This is a genomic window from Novosphingobium sp. (assembly GCF_024642085.1).
Classification (GTDB): Bacteria; Pseudomonadota; Alphaproteobacteria; order Sphingomonadales; family Sphingomonadaceae; genus Novosphingobium.
The window spans coordinates 1-15,144 of record NZ_JAHEBV010000040.1 but is presented as its reverse complement, the minus strand read 5'-3'; the positions used below and the strand labels follow the sequence as shown (position 1 = coordinate 15,144).

Here is a 15,144-nt window from a genome sequence, read left to right as displayed (position 1 = left end):
ATCTGGGGCAAGTGCGAGTTTGCCAACCCCGGCGCTTCGGTCAAGGACCGCGCCGCGCTGTGGATCGTGCGCGATGCGGAAAACCGGGGCACGCTGAAGCCCGGGGGAACCATTGTCGAAGGCACGGCCGGAAATACCGGGATCGGGCTGGCGCTGGTCGCCAATGCGCTGGGATACAAGACGGTGATCGTCATGCCCGAGACGCAAAGCCGCGAGAAAATGGACACGCTTCGCGCGCTGGGCGCAGAATTGGTGCTGGTTCCGGCTGCGCCGTTTTCCAATCCGGGCCATTTCGTCCACACCTCGCGCCGGCTGGCAGAAGAGACGGCTGGCGCGGTCTGGGCCAACCAGTTTGACAACATCGCCAACCGCAAGGCGCATATCGAAAGCACCGCGCCCGAAATCTGGGACCAGCTGAGCGGCCGAATTGACGGGTTTACCTGTGCTGCCGGGACGGGCGGGACAATCGCCGGGGTGGGGCTTGGCCTCAAGGCGTTTGACGACAATATTCGCATTGCGCTGACCGATCCGCACGGGGCGGCGCTTTATAACTATTACGCGTGCGGAGAGCTCAAGTCCGAAGGCAGTTCAGTGGCCGAAGGGATCGGGCAGGGACGGATCACTGCCAATCTGGAAGGCGCGCCGATCGACACGCAGTTTCGCATTTCGGATGAGGAAGGCCTGGCATGGGTTGCCCGCCTGCTGCGCGAGGAAGGTCTGTGCCTTGGCCTGTCGTCCGGGATCAACGTGGCAGGAGCGGTTGCACTGGGCCGCCAACTGGTCGCCGAAGGGCGGCGCGAAGCGCGCGTGGCGACCATCCTGTGCGATACAGGTTTCCGCTACCTTTCCAGCCTCTACAACGCAGATTGGCTGAAATCCAAGGGTTTGCCGGTCTTCCCTTGGCTCACCTGATCGGCTAAAACCGGCAGTGATGGCTACACAACCGCCACACCGGGTCATGGAGTCAATGGCTCCTCAGCATTACCTTCCGCCTTCAACGCGGGAACTGCGCGCGCACGCGGTGCAGCGCCTGCAGGCTGGTCTGTTCGGCCTGTCGGCGATTGTCCTGATTGTCGGACTGGCCAACATTATCAAGGACCGTGCCCGGCTGAACGAAGATGCAGTGCGTCCGGTCGCCAGCGCTTCGGCCGTTGCGTCACCGGGCGCCAACGATCCGCTGGCCGATATCGGCGTGGTCCCCTCGGCCATGCCCAACGATACGGCAGAGCCTGCGCCGCTGCAGACCAACGGCAACCCCAATTAGACGCAAAGCGATATTGCTGGCGTTGGCAGCGGGCGCCCTGCTGATCGGCGCAGCATTGCTTGTGCAGGGCCGCGCGGCAAGGAACGGCGATGCCATCGGGCTGTTCACGACCCTGCCGATCCTGTGGAACGAAGAACCAGACGTGGCAAGCATGCTCAAATCAGCGCAGCCGCCGCATTGGGCGCGCAAGCTGCTGGCCGATCGGGGCCGAATTATTCCGCTGGATACGTTATCTGTTCCCGGCGCAAGGGGGCCGCTGGACGGAATGCAGCGCATGGTCATGGCGCAGCCGCGCGCGCTTGGCGGGGCCGAAAACGTCGCGCTTGATCGCTGGGTTCACAGCGGGGGGCGGCTGTTGCTGCTGGCCGATCCCGCGCTGACCGAGGAATCGAACTTTTCGGTGGGTGATCCGCGCCGTCCGCAAGCGGTCGTGCTGCTTTCGCCGATCCTCAAGCGCTGGGGACTTGAACTGCAGTTCGATGATGCCCAGACATTCGGTGATCGTTCCGTCATGCTGGGCCGAACGCAATTGCCGGTTAACTTGCCCGGCCGCTTCGCCGTACTCGACAAGCGCAATTGTGGCGCGCTTGGTGGCGGCATCGCCGCGCTGTGCCGGCTTGGTAAAGGCAGGGTGCTGGTGGTGGCAGACGCCGCGGTGCTTGAGCGTGACGATCCGGATCAGGTCCGCGCGCCAGCCTTTGCGGCGCTGCTTGATCAGGCGTTTAATGACTGAATCAAATCCCGATGGGGAAAGTGCGGGACAGCCTGTAGCCGTTTGGCAGAGTCGCAGCCTAAATCGCTGAAAATCATGGGGAACAAACCGCAAACGCAGAGCGTTTGGTCATCTCCGCTTGCGATTCAAAATGTTATAAATCATATAGTTACCAAGTTTTCCCGTGAAATCCCGCAATTTTCCCTTTCTTCCCCGCCGGTGCGGGGTTAAGAATCGGCTTCATCGACAGCAATGTTCACCGCCGAACCTCAGTTGAGGTGAATCTGGCTGCGCGGGCGCGTGGGCAGGCGGGGGAGAGTTTTTTCGGGGACCGGGCTTTTTCCGGTAATAGGGCGGGACGACGTGGAGGCTGCACGGCCGATCAGTTATAGCGGTCAGGGCTTTTCGCTGCTTGGCGAGAAGGGCCGCTTCGTGCTGCCCCCCGATTTCCGCAAGGCCGTGCGCGATTCCGGCAACGGTGAGCGCGTGCTGTGCCTGACCAAGCATCCCCGGTGGAAGTGCCTGACCGGCTTTGGTTTGGGCCGGGTCGAACAATTCGAGGTCGAACTTGACCGGGAAGAGCGTATTGCGCTGGATCGCAATGCCGACTTCGACCGCGAACTGCGCGCCGCGCAGCTTTATGGTTTTGCCCAGGTGCCGTTCGACGATAGCGGTCGCTTCATTCTCCCTGACCGCTTCTTCAAGCTGGGCGCAATCGCCGAGGCGATCTATTTTCAGGGCGGCGGCCTGCAGTTCACCATCTGGAATCCGCAAGAACTTGCGCAGATGGGCCCGGGCTGGGAAGACGCGCAGGAAGCCTGCCTTGATCTTGCTGCCAAGGCCGCTGCCGGAAAGGCCCGCAAATGAGCGGCGCCCCGCATGTCCCTGTGCTGCTGGATGAAGTGATCGCGGCGCTCGCGCCTCATCCAGGCGCGGTGATCGTCGATGCCACTTTTGGTGCCGGCGGTTACAGCCGCCGCATCATGGACGCCGGCGCCGTGGTCCACGCCTTCGACCGCGATCCTGATGCCATCGCGGCAGCCAACGATTGGCCGGAAACCCGCGAAGAGCCTCCCCGCCTGGTGCTTCACCCCCGCCGCTTCAGTGAAATGGTCGCCAGTCTGGCCGAAGCCGGGGTCGCCCGGGTCGACGGGGTGGTGATGGACATTGGTGTATCATCAATGCAGCTTGACCAGGCCAAGCGCGGCTTTGCCTTTTCCAGCGACGGGCCCCTTGACATGCGAATGGGTCAGGACGGCGAAAGCGCAGCCGATTTCCTCAATACAGCAGCAGAACAGCAGATTGCCGATGTGCTGTTCCACTATGGCGAAGAGCGCCAGTCGCGCCGGGTCGCCCGCGCGATCGTGGCCGCGCGGCCGCTCGAAACCACCGGCCAGCTCGCCCAAGTGGTGCGCAAGGCGCTGGGTCATCGGCCCGGCGCGCCAAAGGATCCTGCGACCCGCAGCTTTCAGGCGATCCGCATCCACGTGAATGCCGAACTGGACGAGCTGCGCGCCGCGCTGGACGCGGCCGAAACCCTGCTGCGTCCTGGCGGACGGCTGGCCGTCGTCAGTTTCCACAGTCTGGAAGATCGCATCGTCAAGCAGTTCCTGCGCGACGCCAGCGGCCAGATCGCCAACGCATCGCGCCATTTGCCCGTCACTGCATCGGTTGCCCAACCCACTTTCTCTCCGGTCGCCAAGGCGCTGCGACCGTCCGACGCGGAGCTGGCCCGCAATCCCCGTGCCCGGTCCGCAACCCTGCGGTCTGCAATCCGCACGTCAGCTCCCGCCCGGGAAAGGAGGGCTGCATGAACCTTACCCGTGATCGCCTGCACCAGGTTGGCTGGGTCGCCATTCTGATCGTCTGTGCTGCACTGACACTGGCGCTGACTTTCAAGGTCAACGCAGTGAAAAGCCAGGTCCGCCTGACGGAACGCAAGATCGTTGCGATCAAGCAGGACGCGATGTTCCTGGAGACCGAGTTCGAAACCCGGGCAAACCAGCAGCAGCTGTCCAACCTCAACACGGTCGAGTTCGGCTATCAGGCGCCCACCGCCGCACAGTATCTTGAAGGGGAACGCCAGCTGGCCGCACTGGGCAAGCCGCGCGGGCCGGGCGCGCCCAGCCCGATCCGGGTCGCAAGCGCTGCCGAAGTTGCCCAAGACAGTGCGTTTCCGGCGCTGGTATCTCCGCTGACCGGCAAGGCGATGGCCGCCGAATTGCCCAAGGGTGAGCCGAAGAAAAAAGTCACCGCTGCCACTCTGCGCGACAAACTCAGCACTGTTGAAAAGCAGGATACCCGCAGCGAATGACCTCGATCACCGTCTCGACTGCCATATCATCGGGCCGGGGCGAACTGGTCAACGTGCGTCAGCGCACGCTGCTGATGGCCAAATGGCGCATTCTGTGGGTGGTCGCGGGCTTTGCCTTTATCGCAATGGTGGCCTTCGCGCGGATCACCTGGCTTGGCCTGTTCGAGGGTGAGACCCGCCGGGTCGACGGGCTTGCGGCCCTGTTGCCGGCGCGCGGCGATATCGTCGATCGTAACGGCGTGCCGCTGGCACGCGCGTTTCCGGCCTATGCGCTCTGGTATAATCCGGCGGCGCTGGGCGATGATGGATCGCCGCTGGTCCACGGATCACGCCAGGTTGCCGAGCAACTGGTCCGGATTTTTCCCGACATGGATGTCAATGTGCTGGCCAGGCGGCTGGCTGATGGCAAGCCCGGCTATCTGCGCCGGCGCATCCTGCCCGAAGACGCCAACCGGATCCACGCGCTGGGCGAACCCGCGCTGGAGTTCCCGCGCGAGGTTGAGCGGTTTTACCCGCAAGGTTCGATGGCCGCTCACGTGCTTGGCTTTGTTGGTGCCGACGGCAAGGGCCGGGTGGGGATGGAGCAGATATTCGACAAGCAGCTGACCGATCCGGCCACGCGGGGCACGCCGGCAGTCCTGTCGATCGACACCCGCGTCCAGGGCGCGCTGGAAGATGAACTGCACAAGGGCATGGTCGATTCAGCGGCAAAGGGTGCAGCCGGCATCGTGCTGGATGTCGATACCGGCGAAGTGGTGGCCCTGGCTTCGCTCCCCTCGTTCAATCCCAACCTGATCGACCAGGCCAGTACGCCTAACATCTTCAATCGCGTGACCAACCAGGTTTACGAACTGGGATCGACTTTCAAGCCGATCACCGTCGCCGCTGCAATTGATGCAGGGGTCGTGACCAACCTGGGTCGCCGCTATCAAACGAGCCGGCCGCTGCAGATCGGCGGCTTTCAGATCCGTGACAGCCACAATTTTGGCGGATCGCTCAACGTGCCCGAAGCACTGATCCATTCCTCCAACATCGTCACCGCGCAGGTTGCTGATGAACTGGGCGCGGTCCGCCTCAACCAGACAATGCGCGCGCTGGATTTCAACCAGCGTCCCGGGATCGAACTGCCGGCACGCGGCTTTCCGCTGTGGCCGGGCGGCGAATGGTCGCGCATCACGACCATGACAGTATCTTACGGCCACGGCATTGCGGTGACCCCGCTGCACCTGGCCAGCGCTTATGCCACCCTGGTGAACGGCGGTGTCTGGCGTCCAGCGACCTTGCTCAAAGCCGATCCCGCCAAGCCCGTAGCTGGCCGCCGGGTGTGGAAGGCATCGACCAGCGCCCGGATGCGGCAGCTGCTGCGAATGATCGTTGACCTGGGAACCGGCCGAAAAGCGAACGCCCCTGGCTACCGCGTTGGCGGCAAGACCGGGTCGGCGGAAAAACCCGGTATCGGCGGCTATCGCCGCACTTCGCTGGTGGCGACTTTTGCTGCCGCATTCCCGATGGACCGCCCGCGCTATGTCGTGATTGCGATGCTGGACGAGCCGCAAGGCACTGTCGCAACGTCTGGCCAGCGTACTGCCGCATTCAATGCCGCCCCTGTGGTTGGCCGGGTCGTGCCGCGGATCGGTCCGCTGCTGGGCGTCATGCCTGACGCCACCCGCGATGTGGATATCTCCGATCTTGCCCCGCTGGTGCCGAACGGTAACGGCGAATGAAGCTTTCGGCGCTCGCCCAGGCTGCCGGAATAGCGCTGCCGGGCGGTACCGAAGCGCAGGTCACCGGTTTTGCGATCGACAACCGCAAGGTCGCACCCGGCACCGTGTTCGGCGCGTTCCAGGGCGCGGCGGCCAACGGCGAGGATTTTATTCCCGCGGCCATCACCGCTGGCGCAGTCGCCGTGGTGGCCCGGCCCGAAGCGCGGGTTGACGGCGCGGTCCATATTGCCAACGACAACCCGCGCCGCGCCTTTGCGCATCTTGCCGCCGGTTTCTTTCAGCCGGTCCCCGAAACCCTGGTAGCGGTGACCGGAACCAACGGCAAAACCTCGACTGTCGAAATGACTCGCCAGATCTGGCGGATGCTGGGCGAACGTGCGGCATCGATCGGCACATTGGGTGTCACGACCAGCGATGAGAGCGTGTCGACCGGGCTGACCACGCCCGACATCGTCACGTTCCTGGCCAATATGCATGGCCTCGCGCGCGAGGGTGTGACTCACGTTGCCTACGAAGCGTCGAGCCACGGGCTGTCGCAGTACCGAAACGAAGGGCTGCGGGTAAAGGCGGGGGCTTTCACCAATCTCAGCCGCGATCACCTCGACTATCACACGGACATGGAAGACTACTTCGCAGCCAAGATGCGGCTCTTTGGCGAAGTGGTCGGCCGCGAAGGGACAGCCGTAATCTGGGCGGATGACGAATGGTCGCCCCGCGCCGTCGAACAGGCTCGCACCGGGGGGTTGCGCCTGTTCACCGTGGGAACGGGCGGGGAGGCGATCCGCCTCCTCGCCCGTACACCGACCCAGCTGGGCCAGGTGCTGGAGCTGGAATGGCAGGGCGCGTCGCGCCAGCTGACGCTGCCTCTGATTGGCGCTTACCAGGCAGCGAATGCGCTGGTCGCCGCGGGATTGGTGATTGCAACCGGAAGCGATGCCGACCGTACTTTCGATGCGCTGACCCGCCTCCAACCTGTGCGCGGACGGCTTGAGCGGGCGGCGATCACCCAGACCGGGGCGCCGATCTATGTTGACTATGCCCATACGTCCGATGCGCTGGAAGCCGCGATTGCGGCGCTGCGGCCCCATTGCGCGGCACGTCTGCTGGTCGTATTCGGAGCCGGCGGTGACCGCGATCAGGGCAAGCGCCCGGAGATGGGCAAAGTTGCAGCGAGCCAGGCCGACCTTGGCATCGTCACCGACGACAACCCGCGCGGTGAAGATCCCGCAGCGATCCGCGCAATGGTAATGGCCGGGGGTGGCGGCGCTCTGCGCGAGGTGGGCGACCGGCGCAGCGCCATTGCCGCCGCAATTGCCGAGGCCGGACCGCAGGATATCGTCCTGATTGCCGGCAAAGGGCACGAACAGGGGCAGATAATCGGCGGGGGCGCAGACATGCGCGTCCTGCCCTTCGACGATGTAACCGTGGCCCGCGAATGCGCCGGCCGCAGCGGGAGTGTGACCAGATGAATGCCTTTGCCCGTATCCTGGAATGGCCCATCCAGCCGGACGATTCTGCCGGGCTGGCGCTGTGGACCGCGGGCGAGATCGCAGCGGCAACGGGGGGAACGCCCTCGGCTGATTTTCAGGCGGCGGGCGCCGATATCGACAGCCGCGACGTAGCCGAAGGCGATCTTTTCTTTGCCCTGAAGGGCGAGGCTATGGACGGGCATGTGTTTGTCGACGCGGCCTTTGCCAAGGGCGCGGCGGCAGCCATCGTCGAACAGCCGATAGCCGCCCCGCACGTACTGGTCAGCAATACCTCAAGCGCACTTGAGGATATGGCAAAAGTTGCGCGCAACCGTGCTGATGCGCGGATAATCGGGGTGACGGGGTCGGTCGGCAAGACCGGGGTCAAGGAAGCGATCTTTGCCGCGCTCGACCGGTCCAGTCGGGGCCGCGCGCACCGTTCGGTCAAGAGTTACAACAACCATGTCGGCGTCCCGCTCAGCCTGACGCGGATGTCGGCGCGGGCGAAGTTTGGCGTGTTCGAAATGGGCATGAACCATGCCGGTGAAATCCGTGCGTTGGCGGCACTGGTCCGTCCGCACGTGGCGGTAATCACCACGATCGCGCCCGCCCACATCGAAATGCTCGGCAGCGAAGAAGCCATTGCCGATGCCAAAGCGGAAATATTCGAGGGGCTGGAGCCCGGCGGGGTCGCGATAATCCCGGCAGACAGTCCCCACCATGCCCGGCTGAAGGAAGCGGCAGAAAAAAATGCGGGCGCCGTCGTTTCCTTCGGCCGGGCAGCACATGCCGATGTCCGATTGCTTGATGCGGTGCCTGCGCCGGGCGGCGGATCGCTGGTCACTGCCGACATGGGCGACCGGCGGATTTGCTATACCGTGGCCGCGCCGGGTGATCACTGGATCATCAATTCGCTGGCAGTAATCGCGGCAGTGCGCGCCGCCGGCGGAGATCTGGGCGCAGCCGGCCTGGCACTTGCCGAACTGGAAGGCCTGAAGGGCCGGGGTGAACGAAGCACCATTGCTGCCCAAGGCGGGGATGGATCAGGCAGCGCCCTGATCATCGATGAAAGCTACAACGCCAATCCCGCGTCAATGCGCGCGACCCTGGCCCAGCTTGGATCGACGCCAGCACGCCGGCGCATCGCGGTGCTGGGCGCGATGAAGGAACTGGGCGGCCACGCCGCGGCATTCCATGCGCAATTGATCGAGCCGGTTGCTGCCGCCGGTATCGACCAGTTGATCCTGGTTGGTGACGAGATGCAGGCGCTGGCGGACGAACTGGGGAAAGAGCCGCCTGCTGCGCTTGGCAAGGCGATCCCCTTCGCCCATTGCAAAACGGCGTCCGAAGCGCTTGCGGCGCTGACGCGGTTTGGGGTGCAGGGCGGTGATGCCGTGCTCATCAAGGGATCGAATTCGGTCGGGCTGGGCACCATGGTCGCCGCGCTCACCCAGCAGGAAGGTTAGATCAGGCAATGCTGTACCTGATCGCGGAATATTTTCACTTCGAAGGGCTGGCGAACCTTATCCGCTATCAGACCTTTCGTGCCGGTGCGGCGCTGATGACCGCGCTGATCATCGGGCTGTGGATCGGGCCGCGTTTTATCAACATGCTGCGCGTACGCCAGGGCAAGGGTCAGCCGATCCGCGAGGATGGGCCGCAGACCCACCTGGCCAAACGCGGCACGCCGACCATGGGCGGGCTGATGATCCTGATCGCGCTGGTGCTGTCGATGCTGGTCTGGATGGATCTGACGAACCCGTTTGTCTGGGCTTGCCTGGCAGTGACCACAGGGTTTGGCGTGATCGGTTTCCTTGACGATTACGACAAGGTCAAGAAGCGCAGCACCGCGGGCATTTCCAGCCGTGCCCGGCTTCTGGCCGAGTTTACCGTGGCGGGTATCGCCGCCTGGCTGATCGTCAGCCAGATCAACACCAACCTTTATGTTCCGTTCCTTAGCGGACGCTACATTCCGATGGGGCCGCTGTATTACGTGTTTGCCGCCATCGTCATGGTCGGTGCGGGAAATGCCGTGAACCTGACCGACGGGCTGGACGGGCTGGCGACCATGCCGGTCGTCATCGCGGCGGGAACCTTTGCGATCATCGCCTATCTGGCTGGCCGCGCAGACTTTGCGCATTACCTGGGCATCCCCCACGTGCCGGGCGCGGGCGAACTGGCGATCCTGTGCGCCGGCATCATGGGTGCATGTCTGGCCTTCCTGTGGTTCAACGCGCCGCCTGCTGCTGTCTTCATGGGTGATACCGGCAGTCTTGCCTTGGGCGGCGCACTTGGCGCGATTGCCGTTGCCGCGCATCACGAAATTGTTCTGGCCATCGTTGGCGGGTTGTTCGTGATGGAAGCCGTGTCGGTCATCGTCCAGGTATTCTGGTATAAGCGCACCGGCCGCCGGATTTTCCGCATGGCCCCGATCCACCACCATTTCGAGCAGCTCGGCTGGAAGGAATCGACCGTGGTGATCCGCTTCTGGATCGTGTCGATCGTTCTTGCCCTCATCGGATTGTCGACCCTCAAGATCAGATGATCAACTCGCCCGTCTTTACCGGCAAACGTTATGCCGTCCTGGGCCTGGCCCGGTCAGGCATGACCGCGGCGGAAAGCCTTTTGGCGAGCGGGGCGCAGATCACCGCCTGGGATACCCGCGAAGAACCGCGCCGCGTGCTGGAAGGGCGTGCTGAACTGGCCGATCCGGCGACTATCGATCTGACCGGCTACGCTGGTGTGGTGGTATCGCCTGGGGTGCCGCTCAATACCCATCCCATCGCCGCCCATGCCGCCCGTTATGACGTGCCGGTGATCGGGGATATCGAACTGTTCGCGCTGGCGCGGCCGCACTTGCCCGCGCACCGTGTGGTGGCAATCACCGGGACCAACGGCAAGTCGACCACTACAGCGCTGGTTCATCACTTGCTGCAGTCAGCCGCCTTGCCTGTGCGGATGGGCGGCAACATAGGCTTGCCGGTGCTGGGCCAGAACCCGCTGGGACCGGGCGGAATATATGTGCTTGAACTGTCCAGCTACCAGATCGACCTGACCTTCAGCCTGGAAGCTGAAGTGGCGGCACTGCTGAACCTGACACCTGATCACCTGGACCGCTATGACGGTTTTGCTGGCTATGCTGCTTCAAAGGCGCGCCTGTTCGCCATGCAGCGGCCCGACCAGTTTGCCGTGTTCGGAACAAGCGACACCAAGACCATCGCGCTGGCCCAGCGCGAGGCGCAGCTGCGCAGCCGCGACAAGGTGCGCATTGTTGATGGCAAGGATCTGGCGCGCCTCCAACCCCAATGGCCATCGCTGCAAGGGCCACATAACCTGCAGAACGCCGCCGTGGCGGTCGCGATTGCCGAATCCCTGGGATTGAGCGAGGGGCAATGGCGCCCCGCTTTGGCCAGCTTCCGCGGTTTGCCCCACCGGATGGAACGCGTCGCCGAAGCGGGTGGCGTGACTTACATCAACGACAGCAAGGCCACCAACCCGGCCTCTGCCGCCCCGGCGCTGGCTGCGTTTCCGCCCAATCCGGATCGGCGCCTGCACTGGATCGTCGGTGGTCTGCCCAAGGGCGAAAGCCTGGACGAATGCGCACCGTTCTTCGGCAATCTTGCCGCTGCCTATACCATTGGCGATGCCGGCCCGCTGTTTGCCGATCTCCTGGCACCCTATACCCGGGTCACCCGCAGCGAAATGATGTGCGACGCGATCCGGCAAGCGCGCGAGGCAGCGCAGCCCGGAGATGTGGTGCTGCTGTCACCGGCCTGCGCCAGTTTCGACCAGTTCCGCGACTATGAAGCGCGGGGCGACAGTTTTCGTCAGATCGTCCTGGCGCTCAACGAAGAAGACCGGGTGGCTGCTGCCAATGCTGCCCGGGCCGGAGATCCCCGCTGATGGCGTCGTACCCGCCCTTTGTTCCCAGCGCCGGACGTACTTCGCCCGAGGCGGCGCAGGCCGCACGCCGGGCCCGTAACCACCGCAGCGAGTTTGCGATCTGGTGGCGTGAGATTGACCGCGTCCTGTTGGTTCTGGTCCTGACACTGATGGCGATCGGGGCGGTTGCGGTCGCTGCCAGTTCGCCAGCATCGGCGCGGCGCCTGTCGACCAGCGCGGTGCGGCTGGATGACCTGCATTTCTTCTACATCCACCTGCGCTGGCAGGTCCTGGGTCTGATCGCGATGTTCGGCGCATCGATGCTGCCGCGCGAACGGGCACGCCAGGCAGGGATCCTGCTGGGCGCCGCGATGCTGATTGCGCTGATGCTGGTTCCCGTGATCGGTTATTCGGTCAACGGGGCAAAGAGGTGGATCAATCTGGGCTTTTCGCTTCAGCCGTCCGAAGCGCTCAAACCGTGCTTTGCCATCGGCATTGCCTGGATCCTGTCATGGCGCGCGCGCGACCCCAAGATCCCGGTAATCGCGATATCCAGTGGACTGATGGGCATGGTTGGCCTGTTTTTGATGATGCAGCCTGATTTTGGATCCAGCGTGCTGTTTGCTGGCGTATGGTTCGTCATGGTGCTGATGTGCGGCATTCCGGTCAAACGGATCGCGGCCCTGGCCGGAGCCGGGATGGCTGCGGTCGTGCTGGCCTATATGTTCTATGAAAACGGCCGCCACCGCATCGACGCCTTCCTGGGCGGCGGTACGGCGTTCGATCAGGTCGACCTGGCGCAAAAGACGATCCTGGCGGGCGGCTGGACCGGTACCGGATTGTGGCTGGGCACGCGCAAACTGGGACTGCCCGAGGCGCACACCGACTATATCTTTTCGGTGATCGGTGAAGAGTTCGGGCTGCTGGCCTGCGCGGTCATTGTCGCGCTCTACCTGGCACTGGTGCTGCGTGTGATGTTGCGTCTGCTGGAAGAAGAAGACCTGTTTACTACTCTGGCTGCGGCAGGGCTGACCGCGCAGCTTGGCGGGCAGGCGTTCATCAACATTCTGGTCAACCTGCAGCTGTTCCCGTCCAAGGGCATGACCCTGCCGCTGATTTCCTATGGCGGGTCTTCCACTATTGCCCTGTGCCTGGGCGTGGGCTTCCTCATTGCGATAACCCGGCGTAATCCGTTCCTGAAGCGCGAAGGGTTCAGCCTTCGCCAGGTCGGCTTGCAAAAGCCCGGAGCAGGAAAATGAGCAGTGTCAGCCGTCATTATGTGCTCGCCGCCGGGGGGACCGGGGGGCATCTTATTCCGGCCTTCGCGCTGGCGACAGAACTGGAGAAGCGCGGGCACCACGTCGCCTTGATCACGGATGAGCGCGGCGCCAAGCTGCCGGGCAAGCCAGCGTCGCTGACAAGCCATGTCCTTCCCGCAGGACGCATCGGCAAGAACCCGTTGCACTGGGGTAAGGGCATTGCGGCAATTCTTGAAGGACGCCGCATGGCGCTGCGCCTGTTTGACAGCTTTCAGCCTTCGGCCGTGGTCGGTTTTGGCGGTTATCCTGCTCTGCCCGCATTGTGGGCGGCGACAGGGGCCAAAGTGCCCAGCGTGATCCACGAACAGAACGCCGTGCTGGGCCGCGTCAATCGCTTCCTGGCAGGGCGGGTCGATGCCATCGCCACGTCCTATCGCGACGTCCACCGCCTGGACGGCAAGCATGTCGGCAAAGTCCATCTGGTCGGCAATCCGGTGCGGGCCGAAGTGCTCGATCTGCGCGAGCGGCCCTTTCCCCCGTTCAGCGAGGATGGCCTGCTGCGCGTGCTGGTTACCGGCGGCAGCCAAGGCGCCAGCGTGCTGTCGCATGTCGTGCCCGATGGACTTGCCATGTTGCCGCCTTCGCTGCGCAGCCGCCTGCAGGTCACCCAGCAATGCCGTGCCGAGGATATCGAGGCAGTTCGTGACCGTTATGCCAGCCATGACATTCCCGCCGAACTGGGCACCTATTTTGAGGACATGGCCAGCCGCCTGGCCGACGCACATCTGTTTATTGGCCGGGCCGGGGCTTCGACCATTGCCGAGCTGACCGCGGTTGGCCGTCCGGCGATCCTGGTCCCGCTGCCGATCGCAACCGACGATCACCAAGCCTACAACACCGCCGAAATGACCGCACTGGGCGGAGCCCGGATGATCCGCCAGGACCGGTTCACCCCGGTTGAACTGGCCAAGCAGATCCAGGCGATCGCAATGAATCCGGAAACGCTGGCGACTGCAGCCCATGCTGCGTGGAACTGCGGCTATCCATCGGCAGCAACCGATCTGGCCGATCTGGTCGAAAGCTTCGGTTCCCCCCCGCTGATGGACGTGATCCAGGTGGCGCGCAGCGTGTCTGCCCAAGGGCAGGAGCAGACAGCGTGAAAAAGGCCCTGCGCCAGACCGGCGGCGGGCGGATGCCCACTGACATCGGCACGATCCACTTCGTCGGGATCGGCGGGATCGGCATGTCCGGCATAGCCGAGGTGATGAGCAATCTTGGCTACAGCGTGCAAGGCAGCGACATTGCCGAAGGCTATGTAGTCGAAGGTCTACGCAAACGCGGGATCAAGGTGATGATCGGCCATGGTGCGCAAAACCTTGGCGATGCAGCAGTGGTCGTCACGTCCACTGCGGTAAAGCGCAATAATCCCGAAGTGGCCGCAGCGCTGGAACACCGCGTGCCGGTGGTGCGCCGGGCTGAAATGCTGGCCGAACTGATGCGTCTGAAACGTACGGTTGCCGTGGCCGGAACCCACGGCAAGACCACCACAACTTCACTTGTCGCCGCGCTGCTTGATGCCGGCGGGGTTGATCCCACGGTGATTAACGGCGGGATTATCAATTCCTACGGCTCCAACGCCCGGCTGGGTGAAAGCGAATGGATGGTGGTCGAAGCGGACGAAAGCGACGGCTCGTTCCTGCGGCTAGACGGCACCATCGCCATCGTCACCAACATCGATCCCGAACACCTTGAACACTACGGCACCTTCGATGCGATCAAGGACGCTTTTGTCGAGTTTATCGAGAACGTGCCGTTCTATGGCTGCGCGGTCCTGTGTATCGACCATGCCGAAGTACAGGCGATCATACCCAAAATCCGCGATCGCCGCGTTGTTACCTATGGCTTTTCCGCCCAGGCCGACGTGCGGGGCGAAAACGTCACGCCTTATCCCGGCGGCAACCGTTTTGACGTGGCAATCCGCGAACGGGATGGCAGCTTCCGCCGGATCGAGGGGATCGACCTGCCAATGCCTGGCCGCCACAATGTCCAGAATGCGCTCGCCGCCGTGGCCGTGGCGGTCGAAATGGGCGTTTCGGACGATCTGATCTGCACCGGATTTGCCACGTTCACCGGGGTCAAACGGCGTTTTACCAAGGTCGGTGAGGTTGCAGGCGCAAGTGTGATCGATGATTACGGTCATCACCCGGTCGAAATCCGCGCCGTGCTTGCTGCAGCGCGCGAAGGGGTGGGCACGGGCCGGGTCATCGCCGTGGTCCAGCCCCACCGTTTTACGCGGCTGCGCGATCATCTGGATGATTTTTCCGCCGCATTCAACGATGCTGATATGGTCTTTGCCGCGCCGGTCTATGCCGCCGGCGAAGCGCCAATCGACGGGATCGACAGCGCAGCGATGGTTGCAGGGATGAAAGCGCGCGGCCACCGCTCGGCCCAGACCATCGAAGGCCCCGAAGCGCTGGCCCAGGCTTTGGCCGGGATCGTCCAGCCTGGCGACATGGTTGT

The 15,144-nt window shown here is 63.7% G+C and carries 14 protein-coding genes; all 14 read left to right on the top strand.

The window, feature by feature from the left end:
- A partial coding sequence (locus Q0L62_RS12110) for a cysteine synthase A (RefSeq protein WP_296680113.1) occupies positions 1-912 on the top strand: 912 nt, incomplete at its 5' end.
- 55 nt (positions 913-967) lie between these two features.
- Positions 968-1,264 carry a hypothetical protein gene (locus Q0L62_RS12105; RefSeq protein WP_296680111.1) on the top strand — a complete coding sequence of 99 codons (297 nt, stop codon included), beginning with the start codon at positions 968-970 and terminating at the stop codon, positions 1,262-1,264.
- Positions 1,265-1,286: 22 nt separating this feature from the next.
- Positions 1,287-1,997 (top strand): ABC transporter, encoded by a 711-nt coding sequence (locus Q0L62_RS12100; RefSeq protein ID WP_296680108.1) that lies wholly within the window; start codon positions 1,287-1,289, stop codon positions 1,995-1,997.
- A gap of 342 nt (positions 1,998-2,339) precedes the next feature.
- Complete coding sequence (locus tag Q0L62_RS12095; protein ID WP_296680107.1) at positions 2,340-2,843, top strand: division/cell wall cluster transcriptional repressor MraZ; 504 nt, start codon at positions 2,340-2,342, stop codon at positions 2,841-2,843.
- Entirely contained in the window at positions 2,840-3,790 is a 951-nt protein-coding gene (gene rsmH, locus Q0L62_RS12090; protein WP_296680106.1) for a 16S rRNA (cytosine(1402)-N(4))-methyltransferase RsmH, read from the top strand. Before Q0L62_RS12095 ends, rsmH begins: the two co-directional genes overlap by 4 nt.
- The gene (locus Q0L62_RS12085) at positions 3,787-4,290 is read left to right on the top strand and encodes a hypothetical protein (protein ID WP_296680104.1); all 504 of its coding nucleotides are present in this window, start codon (positions 3,787-3,789) and stop codon (positions 4,288-4,290) included. The genes rsmH and Q0L62_RS12085 overlap by 4 nt, the downstream gene beginning before the upstream one ends.
- Positions 4,287-6,014 carry a penicillin-binding protein 2 gene (locus tag Q0L62_RS12080; protein ID WP_296680102.1) on the top strand — a complete coding sequence of 576 codons (1,728 nt, stop codon included), beginning with the start codon at positions 4,287-4,289 and terminating at the stop codon, positions 6,012-6,014. The genes Q0L62_RS12085 and Q0L62_RS12080 overlap by 4 nt, the downstream gene beginning before the upstream one ends.
- Positions 6,011-7,483, top strand: coding sequence for a UDP-N-acetylmuramoyl-L-alanyl-D-glutamate--2,6-diaminopimelate ligase (locus Q0L62_RS12075; protein ID WP_296680100.1), 1,473 nt, complete (start codon positions 6,011-6,013; stop codon positions 7,481-7,483). The genes Q0L62_RS12080 and Q0L62_RS12075 overlap by 4 nt, the downstream gene beginning before the upstream one ends.
- Complete coding sequence (murF, locus tag Q0L62_RS12070; RefSeq protein ID WP_296680099.1) at positions 7,480-8,949, top strand: UDP-N-acetylmuramoyl-tripeptide--D-alanyl-D-alanine ligase; 1,470 nt, start codon at positions 7,480-7,482, stop codon at positions 8,947-8,949. Before Q0L62_RS12075 ends, murF begins: the two co-directional genes overlap by 4 nt.
- Positions 8,950-8,957: 8 nt before the next feature.
- Positions 8,958-10,028: a phospho-N-acetylmuramoyl-pentapeptide-transferase gene (mraY, locus tag Q0L62_RS12065; RefSeq protein ID WP_296680097.1), complete on the top strand. Its 1,071-nt coding sequence runs from the start codon at positions 8,958-8,960 to the stop codon at positions 10,026-10,028.
- A complete protein-coding gene (murD, locus tag Q0L62_RS12060) occupies positions 10,025-11,386 on the top strand; it encodes a UDP-N-acetylmuramoyl-L-alanine--D-glutamate ligase (protein ID WP_296680096.1) in 1,362 nt (453 codons plus the stop codon). The genes mraY and murD overlap by 4 nt, the downstream gene beginning before the upstream one ends.
- Entirely contained in the window at positions 11,386-12,624 is a 1,239-nt protein-coding gene (locus Q0L62_RS12055; protein WP_296680093.1) for an FtsW/RodA/SpoVE family cell cycle protein, read from the top strand. Before murD ends, Q0L62_RS12055 begins: the two co-directional genes overlap by 1 nt.
- Positions 12,621-13,784 (top strand): undecaprenyldiphospho-muramoylpentapeptide beta-N-acetylglucosaminyltransferase, encoded by a 1,164-nt coding sequence (murG, locus tag Q0L62_RS12050; protein WP_296680091.1) that lies wholly within the window; start codon positions 12,621-12,623, stop codon positions 13,782-13,784. Before Q0L62_RS12055 ends, murG begins: the two co-directional genes overlap by 4 nt.
- 32 nt (positions 13,785-13,816) lie before the next feature.
- Positions 13,817-15,144: UDP-N-acetylmuramate--L-alanine ligase (gene murC, locus Q0L62_RS12045; RefSeq protein ID WP_296680116.1), on the top strand; the 1,328-nt coding region annotated here is incomplete at its 3' end.